Genomic DNA, 22,980 nt, shown 5'->3' with positions numbered 1-22,980 from the left:
TAAAACCATAGGCAGGGGACAATATGACACAACGCATTTCAGGTAAATGGCTGGTTGCTCTGGGGATAGCCTCGGCGCTGGCCGCCGCTCCCGCGTTCGCGGCAAAAGATGTTGTGGTCGCGGTTGGTTCTAATTTCACCACTCTCGACCCGTATGATGCTAACGACACGCTGTCGCAGGCGGTAGCAAAATCCTTCTACCAGGGGCTGTTTGGCCTGGATAAAGAGATGAAGCTGAAAAACGTGCTGGCCGAAAGCTACAGCGTGTCTGATGATGGCAAGGTCTACACCGTGAAGCTGCGTCAGGGGGTGAAGTTCCAGGATGGCACCGATTTCAACGCCGAGGCGGTGAAGGTTAACCTCGATCGCGCCAGCAATCCGCAAAGCCATCTCAAGCGCTACAACCTGTACAAGAATATTGATAAGACCGAAGTCGTCGACCCGCAGACGGTGAAAATCACCCTCAAGCAGCCATTCTCGGCGTTTATCAATATTCTCGCCCACCCGGCGACGGCGATGATTTCGCCTGCGGCGCTGAAAAAATACGGCAACGAGATTGGCTTCCACCCGGTAGGTACCGGGCCGTATCAGCTGGATACCTGGAACCAGACCGATTTTGTGAAGGTCAGCAAATTTGCCCACTACTGGCAAAAAGGGCTGCCGAAGCTGGACTCGATTACCTGGCGTCCGGTTGTCGACAACAATACGCGCGCCGCGATGCTGCAAACCGGCGAAGCGCAGTTCGCCTTCCCGATCCCTTACGAGCAGGCCGCGCTGTTGGCGAAAAACAGCCAGCTTGAGCTGGTGGCCAGCCCGTCAATCATGCAACGCTACATCAGCATGAACGTGACGCAAAAACCGTTTGATAATCCGAAAGTGCGCGAGGCCATCAACTACGCGATCAACCGCCAGGCGCTGGTGAAGGTCGCTTTTGCGGGATACGCAACGCCGGCGACCGGCGTGGTGCCACCGTCGATTGCCTACTCAACGCAATATCAGCCATGGCCGTATGACCCGGCGAAAGCGCGCGAGCTGTTAAAAGAGGCGGGTTACCCGAACGGTTTTAGCACCACGCTGTGGTCATCGCATAACCACAGTACCGCGCAGAAGGTGCTGCAGTTCACCCAGCAGCAGCTGGCACAGATTGGTATCAAGGCGCAGGTGACGGCGATGGACGCCGGTCAGCGTGCGGCGGAAGTGGAAGGTAAGGGCCAGAAAGAGAGCGGCGTGCGCATGTTCTACACCGGCTGGTCGGCATCGACCGGCGAAGCTGACTGGTCGCTGTCGCCGCTGTTTGCCTCATCAAACTGGCCGCCAACCCAGTTCAACACTGCATTCTACAGCAACCCGCAGGTTGATAAAGACCTGGCCGCTGCGCTGCAAACCACCGACGGCAGCGAAAAAGCGCGGCTGTATAAAGACGCCCAGGATATCATCTGGAAAGAGTCGCCGTGGGTGCCGCTGGTAGTGGAAAAACTGGTTTCAGCGCACAGTAAGTCATTGTCTGGGTTCTATATTATGCCGGATACTGGATTTAGCTTTGACGATGCGGATTTGAAGTAAGCGACCTTACCCTGCGTCATGATGGCGCAGGGGATGCGCGGCAAGGAGAGTCATGCTCAACTATGTGATGAAACGCCTGCTCGGCCTGATCCCCACGCTGTTTATCGTGGCCGTGCTGGTGTTTTTGTTTGTCCATATGCTGCCCGGCGACCCGGCGAGGCTGATTGCCGGGCCCGAGGCGGATGCGCAGGTGATTGCCATGGTGCGCCAGCAGCTGGGGCTGGATCAACCGCTGTATGTGCAGTTCTGGCACTACATTAGTCACGCCGTGCAGGGTGATTTTGGCACGTCGATGGTGTCACGACGCCCGGTATCAGAAGAGATTGCCAGCCGTTTTCTGCCGACGCTATGGCTCACGCTTGCCAGCATGAGCTGGGCGGTAATATTTGGCATGGGGGCGGGAATTGCCGCCGCCGTCTGGCGTAACCGCTGGCCGGATAGGCTCGGGATGGCGCTGGCGGTGACCGGCATCTCGTTCCCGGCCTTTGCGCTGGGTATGCTGCTGATGCAAATTTTCTCCGTCGAGCTGGGCTGGCTGCCGACGGTGGGGGCTGACAGCTGGCGGCACTACATATTACCGTCGTTGACGCTGGGGGCCGCTGTGGCCTCGGTGATGGCGCGATTTACCCGCGCCTCGTTTGTTGATGTGCTGAATGAAGACTATATGCGCACCGCGCGCGCCAAAGGGGTGAGCGAGAAATCGGTAGTGCTCAAGCACGGGCTGCGTAACGCTATGATCCCGGTGGTGACAATGATGGGCCTCCAGTTTGGCTTTTTGCTCGGTGGCTCGATTGTGGTCGAGAAAGTGTTTAACTGGCCGGGGCTCGGGCGCCTGCTGGTGGACTCCGTCGAGATGCGCGACTACCCGGTGATTCAGGCCGAGGTGCTGCTGTTTTCGCTGGAGTTTATTCTTATTAACTTAGTGGTCGATGTGCTTTACGCCGCCATTAACCCGGCTATCAGGTATAAATAACGTGCGATTATTCAACTGGCGCCGACAAGCCGTTCTTAACGCCATGCCGATCGTGCAAGCAGACGCTCGCCGCACGCCGTGGCGCGAGTTCTGGCGGCGTTTTCGTCAGCAGCCGGTGGCGATGGCTGCGGGCATTTTTGTCCTGCTATTGATCGTTGTGGCGATCATCGCCCCGTGGATTGCACCGTTCGATGCGGAAAACTACTTTGACTATGACAGGCTTAACGACGGACCGTCGTTGATCCACTGGTTCGGCGTCGACTCGCTGGGGCGCGATATTTTCAGCCGCGTCCTGGTCGGAGCGCAAATATCCCTCACCGCAGGCGTATTTGCGGTGCTGATGGGTTCGCTGATAGGCACCGTTCTTGGCCTGCTGGCGGGGTATTATGAAGGCTGGTGGGACCGCATCATCATGCGCGTTTGCGACGTGCTGTTTGCCTTTCCCGGCATTCTGCTGGCGATTGCGGTGGTGGCGATTATGGGTAGCGGGATGACCAACGTCATTATTGCCGTGGCCATATTTTCCGTTCCCGCCTTTGCCCGCCTGGTGCGTGGCAACACGCTGGTGCTCAAGCAGCAAACCTTTATTGAATCGGCGCGCAGCATTGGCGCCAGCGACAGCGTGATTATCTTCCAGCATATTCTGCCAGGCACCGTGTCATCCATTGTGGTGTATTTCACGATGCGTATCGGGGTGTCGATTATCTCCGCCGCCAGCCTGTCATTCCTGGGCCTCGGCGCTCAGCCGCCGACGCCGGAGTGGGGCGCAATGCTCAACGAAGCGCGCGCCGATATGGTGATTGCGCCACACGTCGCGATATTCCCGGCACTGGCGATTTTCCTGACGGTGCTGGCGTTTAACCTCCTGGGCGATGGGCTGCGCGACGCGCTCGATCCGAAGCTGAAGGGGTAGTCCCTGCGACAGGTTGCTGGCGTCACGGGCAGCCTGTTCCTTCTCCTTATGTTCTGGAAGAGCGACTTTGTCGCTCATCACAATCCGCTCTCTTTTTTTGACGCTTCTCGCTTTTTTCCCTGCCTCCGGAAGAAGGCATTTCCTCCTGTGGGCGGAAAACGCCGCTCAGACTGCGAGGGCAGGAAGTCTTAGTATCGACCTAACCTAATCGGGACTAAACGCATGGAGAGGTAGGTCAATGCTCATTGCTCGGGACAACATTTTTCTCAACCAGCCTTTTATCGATAAGCAGTCGGTCTTTCGCTTTCTCGCTCACCACGCTGTGGCGCAGGGGTGGGCCGACAGCGCGCAGAACATTGAGGCCGATCTGTGGACGCGCGAGAACCAATATTCCACCGGCTTTGAAAGCCAGATTGCTATCCCTCATGCGAAAACCGCCAACGTCTCGCAGGCCGGGGTGATCTTTATTCGCCTGCAGCAGCCGATTGCCTGGGAAAGCCTCGACGATCAGCCTGTACAGATTATTTTCGGCCTGCTGGTGCCTGAAGCGGGGGCACCGCTTTTGCATTTACAGATCATCAATAGCCTTGCCTGCCAAATCGTTGAGGACGATTTCAGAGCGTTTTTATTTTCTGCCAAAGATGAAGACGAATTGTTTCACTTTATGCAGTCACGTATCGAAATAAAGGAGCAGAGATGAACATAGTTGGAGTGACCTCCTGTATCGCTGGTCTGGCCCATACGCCGATGGCCGCAAAATCGCTGGAAAAAGAGGGTGCCCGCCTTGGCCACAAGGTCAGTATTGAGCAGCAGGGCGCAATGGGAATCCTGGATCGCCTGCCGGAACAGGCGATTGCCGAGGCCGATTTTGTGCTGATTGCTGCCGACCGGACCATTGAAGAAGAGGCTCGTTTCGCCGGGAAAACGGTGATTCGGGTAAAAATTGGCCAATGCGTCACTCATGCCGCTGATGTGATTAGCAAATGCGTCGCGGCGGTTGAGGCGCGCCGCAACGCATAAAACTGCCGGGGTAATGTCATGAAAAAGATAATGATAGACATAAAAAACCACGTAATGACCGGCATTTCTTTTGCGCTGCCGGTCATTATTGCCGGTTCGCTGATGGTCGCGGTGGCCAAAATACTCGGCCTGATTGTTGGCGAATCCAATCTTGATGCCTTCGCCAAAAGTGACGGACTCATGAACTGGCTGTATCTGACCCAGGATGTCGGTTTCAAAATCATTGGTCTGATGAACTACGTACTGGGCGCCTATGTCGCTTATTCGGTAGCGGGTAAGAAAGGACTGGCGGCCGGTTTTACTGCCGGGCTGATTGCCTCCATAACCGGCTCAGGGTTTCTGGGGGCGGTACTTGGCGGTCTGCTGGCGGGCTATTCGGCGGAGTGGGTAGGACGCAAAATTCGCATTACCGGTTCAGCTTCTAGCTCGGTACCGCTGATTATTTTGCCGTTTATCACCGTTGGCCTGCAGGTTGTGGTGATGCTGCTGTTGCTCGGCGATGCGCTTAGCTGGATTAACGCTGCGCTGATGGGCTGGGTACAGCAGATGACGGAAGACGGTACCAGTACCGTGATGCTGGCGGCGGTGCTGGGCGGGATGATCTGCTTCGATCTCGGCGGCCCGGTCAACAAAGCCGCTTGGGGTACCGCCAACGTGCTGTTTCTGAGCGGCGTTTATCTGCCTGCTATCCTGGTGAATGTGGCGATTATTATTCCACCGCTGGGCTACGCTGTCGCACGTTTCCTGCGGCCCAACAACTTCAACCAGACCCTGAAAGAGGCGGGCAACGGTGCGGTCATTATGGGTATCCTCGGCATTTCTGAAGGCGCAATTCCGTTTACGTTGCGTAACCCCGCGCGGCTCATTCCCGTTAACGTGTTAGCCGGGGCGCTGGGCGCGATGACAGTCGCGTTGTTCAAGGCTTATCCGATCATGCCACCGCTCGGTGGGCTGTACGGCGGTTTCACCGTTGGTCATCCGTGGGCCTATTTTCTCGGCGCGCTCGTTGGCACCCTGGTGATAGCCTTTGGCGCCAATTTACTGGTGAATTTTAACGATGAAGAACGGGTAGAAACCGGCGATATATCGACGGTCAGCGATGAAATAGACATTAAATTTGATTGATTTGGGCCTGTGACGGAAGGGAGAGCGGGATGAAAGAGAAAGTGGTACATATTTACAGCCATACGCACTGGGATCAGGAGTGGTATTTCACTTCATCGCGCTCGCGGATTTACCTCTTGCATCACGTGAAGAATGTACTGCGCGTGCTGGAGGAGAATCCCGATTTTTCATGTTATCTACTGGATGCGCAAAGTGCTCTTATCGAAAGTTATCTGCAGTGGGCGCCGGAAGATAAAGCGCGACTGAGCGCCTTGGTAGCGGCAAAACGCCTGCTGACCGGACCCTGGTATACGCAAACCGATCAATTGGTGGTTCACCAGGAATCGGTGGTACGCAACCTGTGGTATGGAATGCGCGTAGCCGATGAATCCGGCGGGAGCATGAAGCTAGGCTACGTACCGGACTGCTTCGGTCAGGGCGGTAATATGCCGCAAATTTACCGGCAGTTCGGTATTCGCCACGCCTTGTTCTGGCGGGGCATCGCCGACAACACACTTCATGAGACCGAATTTTGCTGGCAGGGGGATAACGGCGATACGGTATTTGCCGTGCAGATGCCGTGGGGGTATCACTATGGCGGTTTGCTGGATGAAACACCGGATACCATGGCGGCGTTCCTGCAGGCAAAGATGGCACCGATAGAAGCGCGCAGCGCCCGGACGAATCTGCTGTATCCGCACGGTTTCGATCAAGCGCCGATTCGTGAGAATCTGCCGGATCTGGTGCGTCAGTTCAACGCCTGCGACGACGAGCGCCGTTATCAAATTAGTAGCCCGCTCGATTTTATCACCGTGTTGGAGAAAGAGGCCGCTGGTGATGTCCGTACGCTTCATGGGGAACTGACGGAAGGTAAACACTCCAGGGTACATAAGACGATCTTTTCCTGCCGGGCCGACCTGAAGCGGCTTAACAACGACATTGAGGCTCTGCTGGTCAATACTCTGGAGCCGGTTTTGGCCATCAGCCGTAGCCTGGGACACGACTACCCCGCCCGCGCGGTAGCGGATATCTGGAAGCTGATGTTTTTCAATGCTGCCCACGACAGTATTGGTGGCTGCAACAGCGACGAAACGAACCGTGATATTGCCGCTCGCTATAAGCAGGCGCACGATCTCGCCAGTAATCTGCTCGAGCTGCATACCCGGCAAATCGCCATTCGTACCCCGCGTGAGCACGATTATACTTTTAGCGTATTTAACCCATTGACCGCACCCGCTGCGCCACAGATTACCTTTGAAGCGTGGCTACCGGGCACGCCGTTTATTTTACGCGATGCCGCAGGCCACGCGCTGCCGTATGTGATTGAGGCGCAGACGGATCTGACCGACTATGTGCTGAATCAGACTATTCGCCTTAACCCCGGTCAGCCTTACCATAAGCCAGAGCGAGTGTACCGCAGCAAAGTGACGGTGAGCAGCAGCGCGCTGCCCGCGCTGGGCTATACCCGCTGGTACGCAGACTTCAGTGCCGACGGTGCAAGCCAGACTCAGAGTGATACGCGGTCATGGATTGAAAATGACTATTATCGTATTGATGTAGAGGAAAATGGTCTGCTGACCGTGACCGACAAAGCCAGCGGGAAACGCTACGCCCGGCAGATGTTGCTGGTAGAAAACGGCGATGACGGCGACGCCTACAACTATTCGCCGCCACGCCACGACAGGCAGGTCACGTCGGAAGGTTGTCTCAACGGCCTGGACCGCGAGCGCAACGCGCTGCGACAAACGCTGCGTCTGCGCTATCGGATGCCAGTGCCGATTGACCTGGAAGCGCGAGCACGCGGCGTTTTCGATGGCGTCATGCCGGTCACCGTCGAGGTTATGTTGCAGCAGGATGCCCTAATCCGCTTCACCGCCGAGGTCGATAATCAGGTGCTGAGCCATCGGCTGTGCGTGCATTTTGCAACGGATATTCTGGCAAATGTCTCCTGCGCCGATCGGCTGTTTGGCGCTGCCACGCGGCCGGTGCAGCTAAGCAACTCGCTGCGGGTGTGGGAACAAGAGGAATGGCATGAGAAGCCGATAGCGATAGAACCGATGCAAAGTTACGTTAACCTGCACGACGAGAACCACGGTTTTACGCTGCATACCAACGGCGTGCGCGAGTATGAAATTGTCGGCGACCGTTTTGACACGATCGCCGTCACCTTGTTCCGCTCGTTTGGCTACATGGGTAAAGCCAATCTCCTTTATCGTCCTGGTCGGGCGTCGGGAGAGACGGTTGTTGCCACGCCGGATGCCCAGCTATTGGGGACGCTCTCGTTCAGCTTCAGCTGGCGCATCTACCGCGGGGCATTTGATGACGCGCAGCACGCGCGGCTGTCGAAGACCTTAATGACCACGTTCCCCGTCTATCAGGACAGCGATTTTCTGAACGGCCGTCTGCGGTTTTGCCTTAGTGATGAAATACGTTGTTACCCGCATGAGTACAGCCTGCTGACACTGCCTGATGGGCCACAGGATGCACTGCTGAGCGTGGTGAAGTGCGCCGAGCGGGGGAGCGGCTTAGTATGCCGCTTCTATAACCCGCACCTTGAAACGCCGGTGTTGATTCCGCCGCTGAAAAATGCGCACTGTGTGCTACTGGACGAGCAGACGCCGGCGCAGGAGAGAGCGACGCTTAAGCCGAACGATGTGCAGACGCTGTATGTAGCAATCGCCTGAAGAGGGAAAGATGAGACTGTTCACCAATAAGCGAGTCAGAGATATTTTTATCCAGATCGCGCAGGGTACGGCGACGCAGGTGTCGCTCGCTAAAGCCATGAATGTCTCAACGCGGACGATTCGCAGCGATCTCAAAACGCTTAGTGACATCGTTGGCGAAGCGGGCAACCGTCTCATCTACGATCGTAAAACGGGCTTTTCGATTCAGGTTGATAACCCGGCTGGCCACCACACGCTGCTTGAACAATCGCAAAAACCGTGGAAAGAATCACGGGCGACCGGAGAGCGGCGCCGTGCGCTGCTTACGGCGTTGCTGCGGCAAGAGGCGGAGGTGTCGTTGGAGATTCTGGAGTCGACATGGTTTATTAGTCTGTACACCTTGCGTAACGACATCACCCTGCTGAAACGCCACTTTGCACTCTACGACATTGTCATTCACAGTGAAGGTGCCGATTGCTATAAACTTCAAGGCAGCGAGATGGCGCTGCGCCGCTGTATTTATGACCATTTGCTGCGGGCGAAAGAGGCGGATGATGAATATGCTGCGCTGTTTGATACGCTTGCCCCAATATCGGAGATTAAGCAGGCGTTGGGTGGGTATGTGGTTGAGCGTGGGCTGCAGCTGAGCGATGTTAATCTGCGCTTCTTTACCCTGATTTGCGCTATTAGCGCGGGGCGGATACGGCAAGAGCACTGGTTGTTGGAGGCGTCTTTCGACGCCGGGGATCGGCTATTTAACTCCGCCGCTGAAGATATTTTCCACCTGCTAAATGGTGCAACCTCAGCCGTGCTCAGCAGTGAAGTCAGTTACCTGGCGATGCACCTTGCGGCGTTTTGTACACACGCGGCTTCCGTGTCGGCGGTGAATCCTGATGGCGACGCCGCCGAACTGACGATCATGAACCATTTTCTCAGCTACGTCAGCGCATCCTGGTTTTGCGATGTTTTCTACGACGATGTATCCCGCGCCAGCCTGCTGAGCCATATTAAAGCGATGCGCATTCGGGTAAACCACGGAATTACGATTATCAACCCGCTCATCGAGCAGATAAAGCGCCACTACCCGCTGATGTACGAAATGACCCTGGCGGTTTTCAGCGAGCTGGAACATTTTTTCTCTGGCCCCATAAGCGATGATGAAATTGGGTATCTGGTCATGCACATTGGCGCCATTCTGGAAGAGACACATCTCAAGAACGCCGATTGTACCCTGAGCGCGCTGGTGGTCAGTGAGCAGGGCGGTGCACCGGCCAGGTTGGTATGCCAGAAAATAATCCGCATGTATCCACAGTTGGCGATTGCGCGCTGTATCTCGGTGGAGCAGTACAATGCCGCCGAGTATATTGACGAAAATCTGGTCATTAGCCTGGTGGCGGTGACGGAGAAAAACCGGCGGGTGATTCATCTGCCGCCTTTACCCGAACGCTGGCAGTTGGAAAATATGAAGTATTTTCTGAACGCACAATCGCCGCCGCCGCCGACCATGGCGAACTATTTCTCTGCCGAACACTTTTTTATATTTACCGACTGCCCCCATGATAAAGCGTCGCTGATGCAGTTTCTCTGCGCCGGGCTCGTGCGTCAGGGGCGGGTGGATGAACACTATCTGCCATCCGTGCTGGAGCGGGAGAGCCGGGCTTCAACGCTGCTGGATGACAAAATGGCTATCCCGCATCCGCTGGGGCTAGTGGCGTTGAGCACCATGGTGACCGTTGCGGTATTTCCGCAGGGGATTGAGTGGGATGAGGGAAAAACGGTGAAGCTGGTATTTATGCTGGCCATCAGCGAGGATGCCTTCGTCGATAGTATGCTGATATATGACTATCTGACCAACATTCTTGATGATGATGTGATTGACGCGTTGAGCCAGTGCACAAGCTATGCGGCGTTTATGGCGCTGTCGCAGAAGTACTTTTTGTAGTATTTATCCTGAATCATGCCTTTCCCCTGCGGGGAAAGGCATGCTGAAATTACACCCGGCTGCCCCACAGGTCGTATTCGTCGGCGTTTTCTACCTTCACACGCACGACGTCGCCCGGCTTCACGTTGCTTTCGCCGTTCAGGTATACCGCGCCATCGATTTCCGGAGCGTCGGCCATGCTGCGGCCAATCGCGCCTTCTTCGTCGACTTCGTCAATCATAACCAGAATTTCGCGGCCGACTTTCTCCTGCAAACGCTCAGCAGAGATCTGCTGCTGCAGCTGCATGAAGCGGTTCCAGCGTTCTTCCTTAATGTCATCCGGTACCTGGTCCGGCAGATCGTTGGCGGAGGCGCCGTCAACCGGGCTGTACTGGAAGCAGCCGACGCGGTCGAGACGGGCTTCCTTCAGGAAGTCGAGCAGCATCTGGAAATCTTCTTCCGTCTCGCCCGGGAAGCCGACGATAAAGGTCGAACGCAGGGTCAGCTCTGGGCAAACTTCGCGCCACTGCTTAATACGTGCCAGCTGGCGGTCAACGGCACCCGGGCGTTTCATCAGTTTCAGAATACGCGGGCTGGCGTGCTGCAGCGGGATATCGAGATACGGCAGGATTTTGCCTTCTGCCATCAGCGGGATGACATCATCAACGTGCGGATACGGATAAACGTAGTGCAGACGGACCCAGACGCCCAGTTTAGCCAGCTGTTCGCACAGGCTGGCCATGCTGGTTTTCACCGGTTCACCGTTGTGGAAGCCGGTGCGGTGCTTCACGTCAACGCCATAGGCGGAGGTATCCTGAGAAATCACCAGCAGCTCTTTCACGCCGGCATCAACCAGACGTTTCGCTTCGGCAAGCACTTCACCAATGGGACGGCTTACCAGATCGCCGCGCATAGATGGGATGATGCAGAATGCGCAGCGGTGGTTACAGCCTTCAGAAATTTTCAGATAGGCGTAATGGCGCGGCGTCAGCTTAACGCCCTGTTCCGGCACCAGGCTCAGGAACGGGTTGTGCTGAGGCTTCGGTGCGTAGTGGTGTACGTGTTCCAGCACCTGCTCGTAGCTGTGCGGACCGGTAATTTCCAGTACCTTCGGGTGCACTTCGCGAATTTGATCTTCTTTAGCACCGAGGCAGCCGGTCACAATCACCTTGCCGTTTTCTTTCAGCGCTTCGCCGATAGCTTCCAGGGATTCCTGGACTGCGCTGTCGATAAAGCCGCAGGTGTTGACGATAACCATGTCGGCGTCATCGTAGCTGGGCACGACGTCATAGCCTTCAGTACGCAGTTCGGTCAGGATGCGTTCGGAATCCACGAGGTTTTTCGGGCAGCCTAAAGATACAAAGCCAATTGTGGGCTGGCGATGAGGTGATTTGTCTGACATATGTACATTGCTCAAAAGTTGGGGCCAGGAAAAGCGGGGATTCTACCATGATGGTAGGAAAACTATACGTCAATAATACGCGATGAACGCTGATGATGCAGGCGAAGAAAATCGCCAGCAGCATCAGCGGAGAAGGGCCGCCGACCTGGATAGGACTACGGTTTTGTCACCGTGTCTCCCCGGACAATAAAGGGGATAGAGTCGCGAAGCGACGGGTTGACGGTACCGCTGTGATCAAGCCCTTCATAAATATGCACTTCCGTTTGGGTACCTGCGGCTTTAACGGCGTCGGAGAAGCGCATCTGCATGGCGGTGGGGACATTGATATCGACGCTGCCAATGCCAATAAATACCGGATGCTGAATATGCATCGTTGGATACAGCATGGTGTTGATACCCGCACTCAGCAGGGATTCAATGGCCGGTTTCAGCGTATTGCCGGCGTTAAGACCGGCCTGCATGGTTTTTTCCGTCAGCGGCGTAATACACAGATTTTTCGCCTGTTCCAGCAGGGGGAGCGCGCTGTCCTGGAAATAATCTGACGGCTTCAGCGACGGGTCTGCGTCGGCGGCCGCAAGGTAGATATAGAAAATATAGGGGATTTTAGGATCACCGGCCTGCGCATTGCCTGCACTCGCAGGTGGCAGAATATCCGCTGCGGTGGTGTTGGCGGCAAAATACGGCGTGCCGGTCAGCACCGTTGAACGGATGTTCAGCTCAGGTGCGTACTGCGGCTGAAAACCTGCGCTTGAAAATGCCGCATGTGCGCCCTGCGATTGGCCTACAAGAATGAGTTCATTTTTCAGTGGAAACTGGTGCAGCGCGGCCCGAACGCCGTCCAGTATGCTCCACGCTTCCCCACGGGCATTCAGATAATGGTGCACGCCCTCCGAGCCGAGCCCGGCGTAGTCCGGCGCCACGATGGCGTAGCCCAGAGAAAGCCAGGTGTTGAGATACTGCTTGTCTCTTGCCGTGCGTTCATTGAGCGAGGGGGCGCACTGATTGGCGACGCCAACGGTACCATGCGCCCAAACAACCACCGGCCATCCGCCTTCCGGCGTTTTCCCTTTGGGAAGAAATACCGCCGCAGAGTCGATGCGTGACGAATGCCCGTCCACGCCGCTGCGCGAAGGGTAGTGCATCAGATATTGCTGGGCGGCTTCGCTCAGCCCGTGATTGGCGCTCAGCGTGGTAATACTTTCACGGCTTTTGGTGTCCGTCGGCGCCGCAATGGCGGGAGCGACGCTAACCGACAAGAGCAGTAATGCGGACGCGCCAGCCCGCAGCTTTTCCTGAAGTAACATTCATTACATCCTTTTCTGTAGCCTGAATAGTCACAGTGTAGTCGGCGATGCGTGAACGCAGGGTCAATCAAATCAGGATAGTACGGGAAGGCGCAGGGGCCGCTTTTCTGCTGTCAGTCGCGTCGTGAAGTTGTTTCATTGTTAAATATGTTGCAAATAATGAATTGTTGATGTCGCGCAGTATTTTGTACGTTAAGTAATCACATAATGAAAATGCCAATGGGTGGCAAGGGAGGTAAATGCATGACGGAAAGCAAACTGAAACGCAAGCTGGTGAGGCGGCTCATTAGCGCGCGGATTGACCTTGATGCCTATTTGCAGCTGCGGAAGGCTAAAGGGTATATGTCAGTCGGTGAAAACGATCATCTGCGTACTAACCTGCTCGAACTGTGTGGCGAACTGCGCGAAAACGCGGTGGCTTTGAAATTGTGCACTTCGCTAAATGAACTTGAAACAATGCGGCAGGCGGGCGAGGCAATGGCCTCCGCTGCGGTCTGTCTGATGAGCGGGCGCTATGACTGCCCCGCCTATATTGCGGTTAACGTCGAAACGCTGGAACGCTGCCTGACGGCGTTGACAAAAAGTATCCATAAACTGGAGGCCGAGTCTCACGCAGTGCAGGTCTGAAATCAGGGGGAGGTGACTCCCCCTGTATTGTGATGGTTAGCACGGGAATTCGGCATAGGGCGCGAGATAACCGTGTGGATCCGTTTTCCGGCAGTAGGCCTTAATGGGTAATGGATCTTCGGCACGCATCTGCCAGATAGCGAGCCATTGCAGCATTGTTGAGCGCACGTCGCTCAGCGTCGGGTCGTTCCAACGGTTATGTAGCTCAAAGGGATCGTCAGCAATGTTAAACAGGCGAAACTCGCCGGTCATGCTGGCGAACAGTGACCAGTCGCCGCTGCGAATTTTGCGATGTCGACCGCTTTGCGTGATGGCATTCAGTTCATCAAGCCGCGGTATGTTCTCGCCATCATCCCACATAATGCCCGGATGCGAGTGCATTGGAATATCGTCGGCGGTGTAGGGCAGCCCGCCAAATCCCTGCTCGATATAGACGCTGGCAAACTCGGCTTCCGGCCATGACTCACCGCGCAGCATCGGCAGCAGGCTGCGTCCCTGCACGCTCAGCGGCAGCGGCTGGGCCATAGCTTCGCAGAAGGTGGGCATCATATCCGCTAATGAGACAAAAGCGTGTTGTCGCTGCTGTACGATGCCGTCACCGCTCACGATCAGCGGAATGCGGGCAAGCATCTCCGGTATCTCCGCGCCTTTACGCAACAGACCAAATGCGCCGACATAATCGCCGTGATCGGCGGTTATGGCCAATAAGCGCGCACGTTGCTGGTGGCGGTGAGCCAATCCTTCATGCAGCCGTTTTACCTGATCGTCAATCAGTCGCAGCATACCGCAGTAGTTAGCGCGCGCCCGTGCGATGTGATGATCGTAATTTGGGTCCGACTCAACGCCAATGTCGTGCAGGTAGTGCCAGGCAAAAGATTGGTTGGCCCGATCGTTGGCGTCTGGGAAAAGCGGCGGCAGGCTGTCGGGGGGAAACAGCGAAAACCACGGTTCCGGCACCTGGTAAGGGTTGTGCGGTTCGGGGAAGGAGACAACCAGCAGCAGCGGTTTATCCGCCGGTTGCTGGTTGGCCCACGCCAGCGCCCGTGACACGATACGGAATTGGTTTTGCTCTTCGACCGGGAACGGCGTGGCCTGGATGGCAGTGCGGTGGCGCAGGTCGTGCAGCCACTGTTCAAAAGCGGTCCATTCACTCTCGGGCACCACGCGGCCTTCGTGTGAAAACTCATCCCAATAGTCGACGTCGCTGGCCGACAGCCAGGTATGGTTTTTCCCGACCATCGCGGTGGCGTAGCCCGCGCGACGCGCGACGGCAAACAGGTTTTCACCCGGCACCGCCAGCTCCGCCGCCGAGTTTTCTACCACCCGATGCGCCGATGGATAGCGGCCAGTAAACAGGCTGGTGCGCGCCGGGCAGCACAGCGGGGCGGTAGTGTAGGCGCGGTCAAAACAGGCACCGTCCTGCGCCAGCGCATCCATAAACGGGGTGGTGTCGAGGGGGAAACCTTCTCGCGCGCAGTGATCGGCACGCTGCTGATCGGTGATGACCAGCACAATATCAGGACGTTCATTATGCGCCATGGTGGCTCCTTTGGTAGTCGGTGGCGGTATCGCGACGCACGCTGGGACGCATGGCAATGCCGCACAGTGCGGAAAGTGCGCAGACAACGGTGAGTACCAGCGCCAGCACGTAAGCATTACCGTCGGCCCAGATAAGAAGGGTCAGGCAGGCGGCTGGGGTCAGGCCGCCGATAATGGCAGACACCTGATACACCAGCGAGACGCCGGTGTAGCGCACCTCCACCGGGAAAATATCAGCGAGGAACGCCGACTGAACGGCAAACGGCATCATGTTGCAGATACGCATGATGATGACACCCAGCACCATCACCGGCACGATTTGGGTGTTGAGCATGGCGAACATAGGCAGCATCGACAGCGCAACCAGCACCATGCCCAGAACGAAAATACGTTTGCGCCCCACGCGGTCAGAAATTTTGCCCGTAATCAGCATGAGCGGGATGGCAATCAACGTGGGGACCAGCGTGGCGACAAGGCCAATGGAGTTACTCATGTGCAAATAGGTGGCGACGTAGGCGATGACTACTGAACCGGCCACGTTGCCGGAAATGGCATCGGAGGCGCGGGCGCCAAGCCCTAGCAGCAGCGCTTTCCAGTGATGGCGTAGCACCGCCATGACCGGGCTTTTTTCGACCTTATTTTCTTTAACCAGCCGGGAAAAATCACCGGTTTCCTCCATGCGGACGCGGACAACCATCGCGTACACCAGCAGGATAGCGGACAGCAAAAACGGCACGCGCCACAGCCAGGCGGCGAACAGCTCATCACCGGCGAAGTAGGTGCAGCAGAGCACCAGAATGGTCCCTAACGCGCCGCCCACCGGGTTGCCGAGCTGGGGAATCGCACCATAGAAGCCGCGCTGGGATTCCGGAACCGATTCGATGGTGGCCAGCGCCGCGCCAGCGTATTCACCGCCGAGGCCAACACCCTGCAGGATTCGGCAGATAATCAGGATAACCGGCGCGGCGGTGCCGATTTGCGCGTAGCTCGGCAGGCAGCCGATAATCAGCGTCGGAATGCCCATAATCAGCATGGTGGCGACCAACAGCTTTTTACGCCCGACGCGGTCGCCGAAATGGCCGAAGATTACCGCGCCCAGCGGGCGCGCAACGTAGCCCATCGCGACCGTTACCAGCGAGGAGAGCGTGCCGACGGCGGCGCTTTGTTCCGGGAAAAACACCTGATTAAAGACCAGCGTCGAAACGGTGGTATACAGCACGAAGTCATACCATTCGAAGGTTGAACCAAGAAAGCTCGCCAGCACGGTGCGTTTTGCGGCAGCGGACAGACGGCCTGAAGCAGCGGAATTCATAATCAATCCTTTCGTCCCCTATGGGGCGCGGTGAGAAAAGCAAAATGAATGAAGCGGTGATTCAGATGTTGGGAAGGATGTTGTGTAGGCCCGATAAGGCGCAGTGCCCCCGGTAAATCGGCGCAAGATTCGCGGATGGCGGTTTTGCCTTACCAGGCCTACGACAACAAGGGTTTTGGGCGGATGACGTGCATCCGCCCCGTCGCGCTTAACGCATAATGCGGCGCAAAATGCGGTTAGCCTGTTCCTCAAAGTTGCTGGCGGCCTGATCGATCGTCGCCTTACCGTAGTCGATGCTTTGCAGCGCGGCGCTGAACTGCGCGCCAAACTGCGGATCTTCCAGATAAGGCAGCGCTTTCGATTTGTTTGGCAACGATGCGGACTGAAGCAGGCCCGAAATCACCGGGTCGTCGTCGGTCAGCAGGCCCGCTTCACGCAGAATCGTTTCGCCAGCCTTGCTCAGCGGCACGCCACGCTCCAGCGCCACGGGGATGACGCCGTCTTTTTCGCTCATCAGGAAGTTAATCAACATGGCCGCTTCCTGGGGATGGCGGGTGTTTTTGCTCACCGAGAACATCAGCGCCGTTTTATGGAACTGACCGGCATCTTTGGCTCCTTCACGCATTGGGTAGGGCCCCATCACCAGATCCGACGGATTCGGCAAATTCTGCGACTCGGCGGTATACAGCACGTTCCAGTTGTAGACGCCGCCCCACTCTCCGTTAATCCACGGTTTCATCTCGTAGGCTACGCCTTTACCAAACGAGGCCATGGTGCGGGCATCCGGCACCGCGTGGGCGTCAACCAGCTTACGGTAGAAGGTGAACGCTTCTACCAGATCGGCGTGGCTCCAGCCGAGCTTGCGGGTTTTTTCATCCACCATCGGTTTCTGATTACCCTGATAAACGTAGGAGTTCAGCAGCAGCAGCGCGTCCTGTTCGGTCAGAATGAGCGGGAAGTAGTTATCGCCCAGCTTCTCTTTGAATACCGGACCGGCTTTCAGCAGCTCGTCCCAGGTTTGCGGGAGCGCAACGCCCGCTTTTTTCCAGGTGGCGGCGTTGTAGTAAAAGAGCATCACGTTAGCGGAAATCGGAATCGCGTTTACCTTGCCGTCGACCGTGGTGCTGGCCAGTGACTCGGGGGAAAACTGGTCAAGGCCGATGGGTTTACTGAGCTTATTCAGATCGTAAAAGCCGTCGCCGGTTTTCGACAGCAGCGTCAGCCAGTTCCAGTTGGTCTGGATAACGTCGGCTTCGGTATTGCTGTTGATCTGCGTTGTCAGACGCGAGTAGAAACCGTCCCAGCCGGTGTATTCCGCCTTCACTTTGATGTTGGGATATTGGGCTTCAAAGGCTTCCAGCGCTTTTAAGGTTGCCTGGTTACGGGCTTTGCCGCCCCACCAGGCAAAACGGAGTTCCACCTGATCGGCGCTGTGCGCAATCGGCATCGCGGCGAAACTGCAGCAGGCAAGCAGGAACAAAACAGACTTTTTCATGGATGAATCCTCCGTGTTCAACGAGTTAGTGTTGCTGCCGACGCCAGGTTGTTAAGCCTTTTACCAGCCGCATCTCCTGTTCGCACCACGGCTTACCTTCTGGCGTCAGCACGTCGTGGAACCAGAGCGACCGCGGGTTCGGGTGGTTTTTATTGACGCTGGTCCACGGGATCCAGGTCTGGGTGCGGCCCTGTACCAGACCCCACTGATAGCAGCCAGCAGCAAAGGCGCAAAACAGCGGTAGCTGTTCGCTGAAGACGCAGTCCATATGGCGAGCCAGCCACTCTGTGCACAGGATGGGACGATTGCGCGCCGTCAGGCTTTCCAGCACGCTGAGCTGGCGGGCGGCAGTGTTGTAGTTGTGGTAGGTGATGATGTCTGACAAATCCATGGCGGCCGCGTCGATCGGGTGTTCCAGCGTGCCGTATTTTTCATGGTCGATGTGCCATGCGCCGACGGTCAGCGGCTGAGTCGGGCCGACTTCACGCGCCCAGCCGAAAGTCGCGGTCATTAGCTCCAGCGCGAAGGTTTCCAGCGCTTCGTCATACTCCATCGATTCCGTCGGCGACAGGTTGATGCCGCGGTTGCCCGGTTCGTTGTAAAGATCCCAAATGGTGATGCGGTCATCGTCTTTGAAGCGGGTCAGGACGTCGCGCACGTAGGCTTCTACGCGCGGCCACTGGTCGGGGTCCATCACAATAGCGCGTCCCGGGCTGGCGGCCGCCTGGCTGTTATGTACGCCGTCACGCGGCGGTTTTTGCGGCCCGAGGTACGGCTCGTCGCCGGAAAAACCACAGTCGTCCATCAGCGTTAGCATCACCTGAATATTGTGCTTTGCCGCCACGCTGAGGAAGGTGTCGATGCGCGCCAGCAGGCCGTCGCGATCGGCCTCCCAGACGATAAACGGCAGGTTGGTGCGTAGCGCGTTGTAGCCATAGTCATGCGCCCAGCCCAGTTCCTGGTCGATCGTGGCAATATCAAAGGTCTCCGCCTGCCACATTTCGGTCCAGTTTACCGCGCTGCGCGGGAGGTAGTTGAAGCCACAGGCCCAGCCATGCTGTTGAAACCATGCTTGCGCCTGAGATTCGGTCCATTGCGAATGCATTTCTGTATCTCCATCACTAATAATTATTAGCTAATATTTATTAACTGACGAGAGATACGCAATCCCAAAGCTGCCAATATGCTGGGGCGTTCACAAAAAAACCGTTGGATAACTGTGCTATAGTCGGCGACGTCAAGGAGTAATCATGCAGAAAAAAAATAAGATAACGATGAGTGATATCGCCAGGGAAGCCGGTGTCTCGCAGGCGACCGTTTCGCTGGTGCTCAACAATAGCCGCGCCATTCGCCTGAGCGACGCCACGCGCGAGCGGGTATATGCCGCCGCGCAGGCGCTGGGCTATCAGAAGATTATCGTGCCGCACCGTCAGGACGGGCAGGAAGAGATAGCCATGCTGCTGTGCGGGATGCCGAACTATGACCCGTTCGTTGACGCCATTAGCGAAGCCAGCAGCACCGCCTGGCAGCGGGATACGCTGCTGAGCGTGTACGACTATGGCGACGATATGGAGCTGGCTGCGCAGATTCTGCGCCAGCTTGATCGACGCAACTGCGCAGGTGTGATCCTGGCCAGCTCCGTGACGCGCGCGTTTGATTTTTCACCCTTTGAACCGTTGCTGAATAAGCCGGTGGTGCTGCTGAATCAGTACGATCCTCATCGTCCGCTGCTGCCGACCTTTTTGCCGGACGATCGGGCTAACGCCTGCCAGACGGTCAACCATCTGCTGGCGCAGGGTGTGACGCGTATCGCCCACATCATGGGCGATGAGTGGATGGACGCCAGCGTGCTGCGTCTGGAAGGCTATCGTCAAACGCTGGAACAGGCGGGGATCGTGGTCGATGAGGCGCTCATCAAACAAACCGACTGGTCGCTGGACGCGACCTTTAAAGCCACGCTGGAGCTGATGCGTCTGCCGCAGCCGCCGCAGGCGATTTTCTGCGCCAGCGACTGGATGACGCTGGGCTGCTACCAGGCGCTGGCCACCTTAAACGTGTCGATTCCGGGAGACGTGCTGGTGTGCGGTTATGACGATCAGCGCATTGCGCACCAGCTGACGCCATCGTTAACCAGCGTGCAGCTGGCTTATAATGAACTGGGCAGAATGGCGGTGAGTTACCTGTGCGAGGGCGACGATACCGCCGCGCATATCCGGCTGGTGGGGAAATTACAGGTGCGCGGCAGCAGCCAGCGCACCTGAGGGGCTAGCTGACCGGAATCATCACCACCTCGCGGAACGCCGGGCGCTCGGCGAGCTGCTGATACCAGCGGGTGAGATGCGGGCGCGGCTGCCAGGTGTTGACCGTTTCCAGCAGGTTATAGACGAACGGCGCGACGGCAATATCGCCCACGCCAAAGCGGTCGCCAGACAGCCAGCGCTGCCCGGCTAGCGTGTTGTCGAGTATCGCTAGCAGCGGCTCGCAGGCGACGATCGCGCCCTCAATCTCCGCAATGTTGCGCTGCTCGGCGGGGGTTCTCACCAGCCCGATGAGAATCTTACGGTGCACCGGCGACAGCGTCTCGTTGGCCCAGTCCATCCATTTTTCGCTTTTGGCGCGCGCGATCGGTTTGCTCTGCCACAGGCTGTCCGCGCCATACTGTGCCGCCAGATAACGCACGATGGAATTGGACTCCCACAGCACGTCTTCGCCGTCCTTTAGCATCGGCACCAGGCCGTTCGGGTTGAGCGCCAGGTAGGCCGCGTCGCGGTTCACGCCAAAGCCCTGGCCCGCCATAATCTGCTCGTAGGGCAGGTCGAGCTCGGCCAGCGTCCAGCGTACTTTCTTCACGTTTGTTGAATTATTTCTTCCCCACAGCGTAACCATAGTCACTCCCGTTTTTTTCGCGAAAGTTCAATGTGAGCCAAAGTTAACGCTTACGCAATCTTGATCAAAAAAAATGTCAGGTTTTAAGCACAAGCCGGGGATCTTGCGTAAACTTAAAAAACTTTACCAACTCACTGTTTCTTTGAGAGAGTTTCTACGCTATTACTCACGGCCTGGTGCAACACGGTACTGTCGTGGCGTGTTTTTGGGAATGGATACTTGGGTGGCTTCTATGATGTGTAACGCTAACGCCTTTCGCAGCCTGATGGCAGGCTCTGTGCTTTTACTTTTGGTCGCGCCGATAGCGCAGGCGGCAGAGCAGCTTCCTGATGCTCCGGCCATCGATGCCAGGGCGTGGATTTTAATGGATTACGCCAGCGGTAAGGTGCTGACGGAAGGCAATGCCGATGAAAAACTGGATCCGGCCAGTCTGACAAAAATCATGACCAGCTACGTCGTCGGCCAGGCGCTGAAGGCGAATAAAATCAAGCTGACCGATATGGTGACCGTGGGCCGCGACGCATGGGCCACCGGCAACCCGGCGCTGCGCGGGTCATCGGTGATGTTCCTCAAGCCCGGTGAACAGGTTTCCGTTGAGAACCTGAATAAAGGGGTGATCATTCAGTCGGGTAACGATGCCAGTATTGCCATCGCTGACTACGTCGCCGGCAGTCAGGACTCTTTCGTTAGCCTGATGAACGGCTATGCGCAAAAAATCGGCCTGACCAATACCACCTTTAAAACCGTGCATGGCCTGGATGCCCCGGGGCAGTACAGTACGGCGCGTGATATGGCATTGCTGACCAAAGCGATGATTCACGATGTGCCGGAAGAGTACGCGGTACACAAAGAGAAAGAGTTCACCTTTAACAATATCCGCCAGCCGAACCGCAACCGCCTGTTGTGGAGCAGCAACCTTAACGTCGACGGGGTGAAAACCGGCACGACGGCCGGGGCAGGGTATAACCTGGTCTCGTCGGCTACTCAGGGCGATATGCGGCTGATTGCCGTGGTGCTGGGCACCAAGAGCGATCGCGTGCGCTTTAACGAATCGGAAAAACTGCTGACCTGGGGCTTCCGCTTCTATGAAACCGTCACCCCAATTAAACCAGATGCCACGTTCGTCAGCCAGCGCGTGTGGTTTGGCGATAAGAGCGAAGTGAATCTGGGCGCCGGTGAAGGCGGGTCAGTGACCATTCCGAAAGGCCAGTTGAAAAACCTGAAGGCCAGCTTTGCGTTGACCCAGCCTCAGTTGACGGCGCCGTTAACCAAAGGTCAGGTGGTCGGGACCATTGACTTTAAACTCAACGACAAAACCATCGAGCAGCGCCCGCTGATCGTGATGGAAGCGGTCGAAGAGGGTGGTTTCTTCAGTCGTATGGTGGATTTCGTGTTGATGAAATTCCACGACTGGTTTGGCAGCTGGTTCGCTTAATCGCCGACTAATACAGCAGCGAGATTTGCTGCTGTTTCGCCAGCGTCACCAGCTCGTCGTCCGGGCAGATGTCGCTGGCAATCACATCAAAGCGCGTCAGGTCGCCCATGCGGGCAGGGCGCACTTTGCCAAATTTGCTGTGATCCGCCACCAGCACGTGATAGCGCGACTGGCGCATCGCCCAGTGCTTCACCGGCAGCTCTTCAAGGTTAAAACAGGTTGCCCCCATCTCAATGTCGATACCCGCCGCAGAGTAGTAGGCGATGTCCGGACACAGGTGCGACAGCGTATCTTGCTCGCTGATCGGTTTGAAAATGGCGTTGCTGGCGTGAAACTCACCGCCGCAGAGAATCGGCCGGCAGTGAGGTTTATCCTGTAGCGCAAGGAACGTGTTCAGCGAGTAGCACACGGCGGTAAAGGGCAGGTCATTATCAATGGCGTCGATGATCCACGGCGTGGTTGTACCGCAGTCAAAAAACGCCATCTGGTGCGCTTTTAACAGCTTTGCCGCATGACGCGCCGCCAGCTTCTTTTCTTCGACCAACCGCGTTTTCTGGTCGCTGAGCAGGTAGTGCGGCACGCTGCGTGGTTCCAGCACCACGTAACCACCCAGCAGAACCACCGGGCCGCTCTCGCTGTTCAGATCGCGACGAATGGTCATTTCCGACACGCCAAGCAGTGCCGCCGCTTCTTTAAGATGCAGCTTGTCGCTACGTTTCAGTGCCTGAATCAGTTGACCAATTCGCTCGTCGCGTCGTGTTTCCATAGTGCCTCTGATGGACGTGTCCCGGCAAAAAGGCCGGGGTTCAGCGCGCTATTTTACC

At 56.8% G+C, this 22,980-nt stretch carries 19 protein-coding genes; 11 read left to right on the top strand and 8 right to left on the bottom strand.

All coding sequences use genetic code 11. The annotated features are described in order from the left end of the window. Positions 1-23: 23 nt before the first annotated feature. From gsiB to V6942_RS05765, 8 genes are all read left to right on the top strand, one after another. On the top strand, positions 24-1,562 hold the full coding sequence (gene gsiB / locus V6942_RS05800; protein WP_333500932.1) for a glutathione ABC transporter substrate-binding protein GsiB: 1,539 nt from the start codon (positions 24-26) through the stop codon (positions 1,560-1,562). Positions 1,563-1,614: 52 nt separating this feature from the next. Continuing rightward, on the top strand, positions 1,615-2,535 hold the full coding sequence (gene gsiC / locus V6942_RS05795) for a glutathione ABC transporter permease GsiC (protein WP_106924526.1): 921 nt from the start codon (positions 1,615-1,617) through the stop codon (positions 2,533-2,535). Between the two features lies 1 nt (position 2,536). Beyond that, positions 2,537-3,448: a glutathione ABC transporter permease GsiD gene (gene gsiD / locus V6942_RS05790; RefSeq protein ID WP_333500931.1), complete on the top strand. Its 912-nt coding sequence runs from the start codon at positions 2,537-2,539 to the stop codon at positions 3,446-3,448. Positions 3,449-3,686: 238 nt separating this feature from the next. Then, positions 3,687-4,148 carry a fructose PTS transporter subunit IIA gene (locus V6942_RS05785; protein ID WP_333500930.1) on the top strand — a complete coding sequence of 154 codons (462 nt, stop codon included), beginning with the start codon at positions 3,687-3,689 and terminating at the stop codon, positions 4,146-4,148. Next, positions 4,145-4,468 carry a PTS fructose transporter subunit IIB gene (locus tag V6942_RS05780; protein WP_106924523.1) on the top strand — a complete coding sequence of 108 codons (324 nt, stop codon included), beginning with the start codon at positions 4,145-4,147 and terminating at the stop codon, positions 4,466-4,468. Before V6942_RS05785 ends, V6942_RS05780 begins: the two co-directional genes overlap by 4 nt. Positions 4,469-4,498: 30 nt before the next feature. Beyond that, positions 4,499-5,593 (top strand): PTS fructose transporter subunit IIC, encoded by a 1,095-nt coding sequence (locus tag V6942_RS05775; protein WP_223878901.1) that lies wholly within the window; start codon positions 4,499-4,501, stop codon positions 5,591-5,593. Positions 5,594-5,622: 29 nt separating this feature from the next. Then, on the top strand, positions 5,623-8,256 hold the full coding sequence (gene mngB, locus V6942_RS05770; protein ID WP_333500929.1) for a mannosylglycerate hydrolase: 2,634 nt from the start codon (positions 5,623-5,625) through the stop codon (positions 8,254-8,256). A gap of 10 nt (positions 8,257-8,266) precedes the next feature. Further along, positions 8,267-10,177 (top strand): BglG family transcription antiterminator, encoded by a 1,911-nt coding sequence (locus V6942_RS05765; RefSeq protein ID WP_333500928.1) that lies wholly within the window; start codon positions 8,267-8,269, stop codon positions 10,175-10,177. A gap of 49 nt (positions 10,178-10,226) precedes the next feature. Here V6942_RS05765 and rimO read toward each other — a convergent pair whose 3' ends face one another. Further along, entirely contained in the window at positions 10,227-11,558 is a 1,332-nt protein-coding gene (gene rimO, locus V6942_RS05760) for a 30S ribosomal protein S12 methylthiotransferase RimO (RefSeq protein ID WP_182929227.1), read from the bottom strand. A gap of 155 nt (positions 11,559-11,713) precedes the next feature. Next, positions 11,714-12,862, bottom strand: a complete 1,149-nt coding sequence (locus V6942_RS05755) for a lipase family protein (RefSeq protein ID WP_333500927.1) — start codon at positions 12,860-12,862, stop codon at positions 11,714-11,716. A 243-nt stretch (positions 12,863-13,105) separates the two neighbouring features. On the opposite strand from V6942_RS05755, the gene V6942_RS05750 reads away from it, so the two are divergent. Next, on the top strand, positions 13,106-13,489 hold the full coding sequence (locus V6942_RS05750; RefSeq protein ID WP_106924517.1) for a biofilm formation regulator BssR: 384 nt from the start codon (positions 13,106-13,108) through the stop codon (positions 13,487-13,489). 36 nt (positions 13,490-13,525) lie between these two features. Here V6942_RS05750 and V6942_RS05745 read toward each other — a convergent pair whose 3' ends face one another. The 4 genes from V6942_RS05745 to V6942_RS05730 all read right to left on the bottom strand — a co-directional run bounded on the left by V6942_RS05745 (position 13,526) and on the right by V6942_RS05730 (position 18,940). After that, on the bottom strand, positions 13,526-15,028 hold the full coding sequence (locus V6942_RS05745) for a sulfatase-like hydrolase/transferase (protein WP_181357955.1): 1,503 nt from the start codon (positions 15,026-15,028) through the stop codon (positions 13,526-13,528). After that, positions 15,018-16,340, bottom strand: coding sequence for an MFS transporter (locus V6942_RS05740; RefSeq protein WP_333500926.1), 1,323 nt, complete (start codon positions 16,338-16,340; stop codon positions 15,018-15,020). The genes V6942_RS05745 and V6942_RS05740 overlap by 11 nt, the downstream gene beginning before the upstream one ends. Before the next feature lie 208 nt (positions 16,341-16,548). Beyond that, positions 16,549-17,835 (bottom strand): ABC transporter substrate-binding protein, encoded by a 1,287-nt coding sequence (locus V6942_RS05735; protein WP_106924514.1) that lies wholly within the window; start codon positions 17,833-17,835, stop codon positions 16,549-16,551. Between the two features lie 25 nt (positions 17,836-17,860). Beyond that, positions 17,861-18,940 (bottom strand): cellulase family glycosylhydrolase, encoded by a 1,080-nt coding sequence (locus V6942_RS05730; protein WP_333500925.1) that lies wholly within the window; start codon positions 18,938-18,940, stop codon positions 17,861-17,863. Between the two features lie 145 nt (positions 18,941-19,085). On the opposite strand from V6942_RS05730, the gene V6942_RS05725 reads away from it, so the two are divergent. Beyond that, a complete protein-coding gene (locus V6942_RS05725) occupies positions 19,086-20,096 on the top strand; it encodes a LacI family DNA-binding transcriptional regulator (protein ID WP_333500924.1) in 1,011 nt (336 codons plus the stop codon). Between the two features lie 4 nt (positions 20,097-20,100). On the opposite strand, the gene V6942_RS05720 is transcribed toward V6942_RS05725, so the two are convergent. After that, complete coding sequence (locus tag V6942_RS05720; protein ID WP_333500923.1) at positions 20,101-20,721, bottom strand: glutathione S-transferase family protein; 621 nt, start codon at positions 20,719-20,721, stop codon at positions 20,101-20,103. Between the two features lie 232 nt (positions 20,722-20,953). Between V6942_RS05720 and dacC the strand changes: the two genes are divergently transcribed. Continuing rightward, positions 20,954-22,156 (top strand): serine-type D-Ala-D-Ala carboxypeptidase, encoded by a 1,203-nt coding sequence (gene dacC / locus V6942_RS05715; protein ID WP_106924510.1) that lies wholly within the window; start codon positions 20,954-20,956, stop codon positions 22,154-22,156. Positions 22,157-22,163: 7 nt separating this feature from the next. Here dacC and deoR read toward each other — a convergent pair whose 3' ends face one another. Next, positions 22,164-22,922 carry a DNA-binding transcriptional repressor DeoR gene (deoR, locus tag V6942_RS05710; protein WP_182965793.1) on the bottom strand — a complete coding sequence of 253 codons (759 nt, stop codon included), beginning with the start codon at positions 22,920-22,922 and terminating at the stop codon, positions 22,164-22,166. Positions 22,923-22,980: the final 58 nt, after the last annotated feature.

This window comes from Kluyvera genomosp. 2, from assembly GCF_036759865.1.
In the GTDB taxonomy this organism is placed as follows: domain Bacteria; phylum Pseudomonadota; class Gammaproteobacteria; order Enterobacterales; family Enterobacteriaceae; genus Kluyvera; species Kluyvera ascorbata_B.
The sequence above is the reverse complement of the archived record's forward strand: the minus strand, read 5'-3'. Positions and strand labels throughout refer to the sequence as shown.

Excerpts from the sequence above, each read along its gene's own strand:
- gsiB (WP_333500932.1), top strand. The coding sequence starts at position 24 with ATGACACAACGCATTTCAGGTAAATGGCTGGTTGCTCTGGGGATAGCC.
- gsiC (WP_106924526.1), top strand. The coding sequence starts at position 1,615 with ATGCTCAACTATGTGATGAAACGCCTGCTCGGCCTGATCCCCACGCTG.
- V6942_RS05785 (WP_333500930.1), top strand. The coding sequence starts at position 3,687 with ATGCTCATTGCTCGGGACAACATTTTTCTCAACCAGCCTTTTATCGAT.
- V6942_RS05780 (WP_106924523.1), top strand. The coding sequence starts at position 4,145 with ATGAACATAGTTGGAGTGACCTCCTGTATCGCTGGTCTGGCCCATACG.
- V6942_RS05775 (WP_223878901.1), top strand. The coding sequence starts at position 4,499 with ATGATAGACATAAAAAACCACGTAATGACCGGCATTTCTTTTGCGCTG.
- mngB (WP_333500929.1), top strand. The coding sequence starts at position 5,623 with ATGAAAGAGAAAGTGGTACATATTTACAGCCATACGCACTGGGATCAG.
- V6942_RS05765 (WP_333500928.1), top strand. The coding sequence starts at position 8,267 with ATGAGACTGTTCACCAATAAGCGAGTCAGAGATATTTTTATCCAGATC.
- rimO (WP_182929227.1), bottom strand. The coding sequence starts at position 11,558 with ATGTCAGACAAATCACCTCATCGCCAGCCCACAATTGGCTTTGTATCT.
- V6942_RS05755 (WP_333500927.1), bottom strand. The coding sequence starts at position 12,862 with ATGTTACTTCAGGAAAAGCTGCGGGCTGGCGCGTCCGCATTACTGCTC.
- V6942_RS05750 (WP_106924517.1), top strand. The coding sequence starts at position 13,106 with ATGACGGAAAGCAAACTGAAACGCAAGCTGGTGAGGCGGCTCATTAGC.
- V6942_RS05745 (WP_181357955.1), bottom strand. The coding sequence starts at position 15,028 with ATGGCGCATAATGAACGTCCTGATATTGTGCTGGTCATCACCGATCAG.
- V6942_RS05740 (WP_333500926.1), bottom strand. The coding sequence starts at position 16,340 with ATGAATTCCGCTGCTTCAGGCCGTCTGTCCGCTGCCGCAAAACGCACC.
- V6942_RS05735 (WP_106924514.1), bottom strand. The coding sequence starts at position 17,835 with ATGAAAAAGTCTGTTTTGTTCCTGCTTGCCTGCTGCAGTTTCGCCGCG.
- V6942_RS05730 (WP_333500925.1), bottom strand. The coding sequence starts at position 18,940 with ATGCATTCGCAATGGACCGAATCTCAGGCGCAAGCATGGTTTCAACAG.
- V6942_RS05725 (WP_333500924.1), top strand. The coding sequence starts at position 19,086 with ATGCAGAAAAAAAATAAGATAACGATGAGTGATATCGCCAGGGAAGCC.
- V6942_RS05720 (WP_333500923.1), bottom strand. The coding sequence starts at position 20,721 with ATGGTTACGCTGTGGGGAAGAAATAATTCAACAAACGTGAAGAAAGTA.
- dacC (WP_106924510.1), top strand. The coding sequence starts at position 20,954 with ATGATGTGTAACGCTAACGCCTTTCGCAGCCTGATGGCAGGCTCTGTG.
- deoR (WP_182965793.1), bottom strand. The coding sequence starts at position 22,922 with ATGGAAACACGACGCGACGAGCGAATTGGTCAACTGATTCAGGCACTG.